General features: G+C 37.7%; 7 protein-coding genes. 2 read left to right on the forward strand and 5 right to left on the reverse strand.

The features are described from left to right. The first annotated feature begins 307 nt into the window (after nt 1–307). Nucleotides 308–1,369 carry a hypothetical protein gene (locus DSBG_RS21270; protein ID WP_207647276.1) on the forward strand — a complete coding sequence of 354 codons (1,062 nt, stop codon included), beginning with the start codon at nt 308–310 and terminating at the stop codon, nt 1,367–1,369. Between the two features lie 197 nt (nt 1,370–1,566). Here the strand turns inward: DSBG_RS21270 and DSBG_RS21275 are convergent, their stop codons facing one another. Both DSBG_RS21275 and DSBG_RS24170 read right to left on the reverse strand, forming a co-directional pair. Then, entirely contained in the window at nt 1,567–1,770 is a 204-nt protein-coding gene (locus DSBG_RS21275) for a hypothetical protein (RefSeq protein ID WP_068966982.1), read from the reverse strand. 663 nt (nt 1,771–2,433) lie between these two features. Then, nucleotides 2,434–2,559, reverse strand: a complete 126-nt coding sequence (locus DSBG_RS24170; RefSeq protein WP_282434248.1) for a hypothetical protein — start codon at nt 2,557–2,559, stop codon at nt 2,434–2,436. Between the two features lie 135 nt (nt 2,560–2,694). Between DSBG_RS24170 and DSBG_RS21280 the strand changes: the two genes are divergently transcribed. Further along, nucleotides 2,695–2,979, forward strand: coding sequence for a hypothetical protein (locus DSBG_RS21280; RefSeq protein WP_068966984.1), 285 nt, complete (start codon nt 2,695–2,697; stop codon nt 2,977–2,979). A gap of 13 nt (nt 2,980–2,992) precedes the next feature. Here DSBG_RS21280 and DSBG_RS21285 read toward each other — a convergent pair whose 3' ends face one another. The 3 genes from DSBG_RS21285 to DSBG_RS22185 form a co-directional block, all read right to left on the reverse strand. Beyond that, complete coding sequence (locus DSBG_RS21285; protein ID WP_068966986.1) at nt 2,993–3,187, reverse strand: hypothetical protein; 195 nt, start codon at nt 3,185–3,187, stop codon at nt 2,993–2,995. 101 nt (nt 3,188–3,288) lie between these two features. Then, nucleotides 3,289–3,468 carry a transposase domain-containing protein gene (locus DSBG_RS24375; RefSeq protein ID WP_068966988.1) on the reverse strand — a complete coding sequence of 60 codons (180 nt, stop codon included), beginning with the start codon at nt 3,466–3,468 and terminating at the stop codon, nt 3,289–3,291. Next, nucleotides 3,465–3,962 (reverse strand): IS66 family transposase, encoded by a 498-nt coding sequence (locus DSBG_RS22185; protein WP_083237023.1) that lies wholly within the window; start codon nt 3,960–3,962, stop codon nt 3,465–3,467. The genes DSBG_RS24375 and DSBG_RS22185 overlap by 4 nt, the downstream gene beginning before the upstream one ends. Nucleotides 3,963–4,040: the final 78 nt, after the last annotated feature.

Below are 4,040 nucleotides of genomic sequence, written 5' to 3' on the forward strand. Positions count from 1 at the left end.
TTATATTAAAATTATCCTGTAATTAATTAGGATATTCAATAAACTATTAAAAGTATTACTCTTATAATTTCTTTGTTTGTCCAATTATTAAGATATTATTATTGAAAACCTTGCGATTCCGTGATATTAATTCATTATAAAGGAAGGGGAGGCGAGGAAAATAAAGAGGACTAAAAAATCACTAACCTGGGTTGCGTTGGCAATAACTTTACTCCTAGTTTTAACAGGGTGTAGTCCGAATCAGCAGGAGATATTTAAGGCCGGCATGAAAATGCAAAATGTCAACTCTGTACATTCAAAAACAACAATGACCTTTCAATTGAATGGCACAGGTTTTGAACCTGATGCACAACAACAGATCAACCAGACAGCTATGTTTGTGAATAACGCTAAACTGGAATGTGATGTTAAAACAAAATCCAATACCCAGAAAACCATTAGTAAATCAAAAATGGTTGTCGATTATGCCACCGAGGGGATGACCATGAATATTCCTCTTTGGGTCGAATCCGATTTAACGGGGAGTGCTCCAAAAATCACGGAGATTATCAAACTTCCACCCATGGCAACCGCAGCTCTACCCCCACAGTTTGCAAGTAAGGAATATATGGTACTAAATCCCACTGATATGAGTAGCCCGGCAACTGGGAGTATCGACATGACCAAGCTCATGAATTTCAACAAAGACTTTCATAATACCTTCATTAGATTCCTGAACAGTTATTCTCAACGCTTCAATCCAAGTATTGATGTGACGGACAAGGGAATTCAGCATGTGACAACAAGGGATGATTCTAGATCGGCACGAATTTATGAGCTAAAACTTAATGACGCTCAATTTAAGGACTTCATCCGCTACACTGTTAATAACTTTGTGAAGGACGAAAAAGCTATGGATTTTGTGAAGGAGTTCATAACCCAAGTTATTGAATTAAATCAAATTCCGGATAACACAAACTCCTTAAATGATTTTAGCCAGGAATTTGATAAGTTCAAGGCTGATAGACCCCAGTTCTTAGTAAAATTTAATAACATTATTGATCAATTGAACAAGACGACCCTGTTAGGCGATAAAGGTATCGATTTGCAATATGCTATTTCTAACGGTTATATTATTCAAGAAATTGGAACTATTGATTTTAAGTTCAACGTAGCTCAGATTGCTCAACTGATGAACACCCTAAGTGGAAATCAAACTGCCTCGCTTGATGGCGTTGGGACTTTGAACCTACAAATAAACTTTAGCACAACCAATTCTGAGATTAACGATCGAATTGAAATCTGGATTCCAAAAGTGAACACGACTAACTCGTTTAATTATCTTGATTTAATGAATTCTAATAACTTATTAGTTCCTGAGAAGAGCTAATAATAGAGAACAAGAGCGAACCCGCATTTAATGTGGATTCGCTCTTGTTTGATTTTACGTCCATACCTTTTTTAAGAAGTTTTTTGTTACTTCCTTCTTTTCTTCTCTAATCACTCTGCTTCCTCGAGCATGGCCAGTCGAAGAAATGAAACGTCAAATAACCATCCCAATAGAATTTTATAATGAGGCAGCTATCCTTATTGATGGGCGAATCTAAAAACGCCAAGATAACTGGTCTTCAGCGGGATGGTTACTTTGAGATAGTTTTCATACGATTGGTGCAGCTTTTTCTTCATTCTTTTGTAATATTCATCTCGCCACTCCTGCTCGTAATATACCTCATGAACTTCCTTAGAGACCGGAACTTTTGTACCGCTTGGTAACGTGACTAAGTAACCCATTTTTCTTGCCCTCTATCGTTTTTTGACAAAAAAATAGCCGGATAATCGCCAATTTCCTGGCAATTATCCGGCTATTAGGTAGTACTTTTAAACTCCTCTTGCTCGGTATAATCAGGTGAAACTATTCAGTTCGATATAAGCAATCTGCCTACAATGTGTGCACTTTATCGCTATCTGGCCGGTTGATTTCCTCTGTATATCTAGTAAACGTTTATTGCATCTGGGACATTTGATTTGTATTGGCATCACAATTTTCTCCTCTCATTCAATAGAATCGAGTAGTTTGCTTTAACCAATTTAGCCGTTAATTATCAATTATCAAATTCAAATGCTTTACATAAGAAGATCCACGACATAGTCATACTCGTGTAACTATTTACGCGTCAATTGCACAATCATAATTCAGTCATAATTTTCACCTCTCTAAGAGTATTTCAAGCGTAAAAAGCACAAAATAATATCAGGTTAAAAAGCTGTCCGGCGGATTATTATTTCTTCATACTTATTCTTTCGCCGTATTTTAATTGCGTCCTAGCTCACCAATAAGTTCACTATTATCTAGGTCTAGCTCTGCGCATACTAAATATCCTCTGTTTGCCCAGCGCTGGTTATCATCCCATTTCCAGTCTGATTGATTTCCTGAAGTGTTACTCAGAAAATTAGTCAAACGTCATACCCTGATTCGATCAAAGCCATCTCAAACGTTTCTTCATAGGTTATTTCAAGAGATTTACATACTGCATCAAACCTAGCTTTTACCTTTTCATCCACTGGGAAAGTAACATACATTATAATCGCATCACAGTTTCACCTAGGATTTATACATAACAAGAAAAACAGATCCTATTATATCTAGCAGGAAATATGTCCCATCCCAGCGAATTACCAATAAATTACTCAATTTGTCTATCCCGGAGGTTTCAAATGATAATTCGTAGCATTCAGACTGTTACTGACCACCCTTACAAACTCCATTTTCATGTTATTACTACATCTGCCAATTATGCTACTGTGGCTTTCAATGGGTGTATAATTGAAGTTTTCCAAGGTCAGATTCCTTTCAAAGAACTTGACGACCTAGAGATGGCATTTAGATCATGCGAACTAATATTGTTTGATATCTCTACACCGTTTTCTGAACTTAGCACAGAACAATTGGACGCTATTGCAAAGGCCATAAACAAACGGCTATTATTTCAATTTCTTTGACTACTTCTGGTCTTTAATTGATGGGAGAGGGCCCTCGATCGAGCTCTCTCTCATACATATTAGCAATTTCCACCGCAACTTCCGCAACCCCACCACAGCCTTCGGCATGATCCGTCTTTGGCTTCCGTATTTCAAAACCTCCATCGGTCTTAGTTTCGATATAGTCAACGATGGTTCCCTCTAAAGTAGTAGGTAAGCGGTGGAACAATCACCGTCGTGTAGATCAACCTCCCCTTTGATACGTAAATGTCAAATAGTAGGCACATTAACCAAAAAATAAAATCCAACCATTCAGGCTGGATTCAATAATTAGGCTTTTTCTTGTTTGTAACAGTCTGCTGGTAGTTCCTTTGACCACGGAACGAATTTTTCAATAAGTTCCGGATGGTTTATGAAATCCGTGTTCGGCATCTGTTTCAATATATAAACCAAATAATTATATGGCTTTAGGTTATTATTTCTGGCTGTCGTCACAACGCTATAGATCATGGCACTAGCTGTTGCTCCCGAGGCGTTTCCATCGTGACCCAGTTCTTGCGCCCGATTGTAAAAGGACGAATACTCCGTTCCGCCAAATTGTTCGAAAGTTCAAGCCTTCCGTCTGAAAAGATATTTTCAAAATACGGCCACTGGTTCAACCCATAGTTTACCGCATCATAGAAATGAGTTTTAGGAACAGCATTTCGTTGCATCTCTTTAAGCCACGCCAAAAAAGCGTCCATTACCGGTTTTAATAAGATAAGACGTTTTTGATGACGTTCTTCAATGGAATATGCTATTAATTTTTCTTCTATATCAAAGAGGGTATCACAGAACTGAAGTCCCTCATAAGAAGCGGTTGTTTTCTTTTCTTCTTCCGAAAGAGACTGGATACAATTTGTGAACCGCCGTCGTAGATGAGCCAGGCATCCAACTACCGTTATATCGGAGTTTAATTTATGATATACCTCATATCCATCCGAGATAATCCGATATCGGATTATCTCGGATTATTCCGATAAAAAAGTTATTCCGATATATACATTTCAAGCGTCGTAGGCACTGGATTTTTCCAGTGCCTA

This window comes from Desulfosporosinus cupriresistens (assembly GCF_001707885.1).
GTDB lineage: Bacteria > Bacillota > Desulfitobacteriia > Desulfitobacteriales > Desulfitobacteriaceae > Desulfosporosinus.

Coding starts and splice junctions, on each gene's coding strand:
- DSBG_RS21270 (WP_207647276.1), top strand. CDS start 308: ATGACCTTTCAATTGAATGGCACAGGTTTTGAACCTGATGCACAACAA.
- DSBG_RS21275 (WP_068966982.1), bottom strand. CDS start 1,770: ATGGGTTACTTAGTCACGTTACCAAGCGGTACAAAAGTTCCGGTCTCT.
- DSBG_RS24170 (WP_282434248.1), bottom strand. CDS start 2,559: ATGTATGTTACTTTCCCAGTGGATGAAAAGGTAAAAGCTAGGTTTGAT.
- DSBG_RS21280 (WP_068966984.1), top strand. CDS start 2,695: ATGATAATTCGTAGCATTCAGACTGTTACTGACCACCCTTACAAACTC.
- DSBG_RS24375 (WP_068966988.1), bottom strand. CDS start 3,468: ATGATCTATAGCGTTGTGACGACAGCCAGAAATAATAACCTAAAGCCA.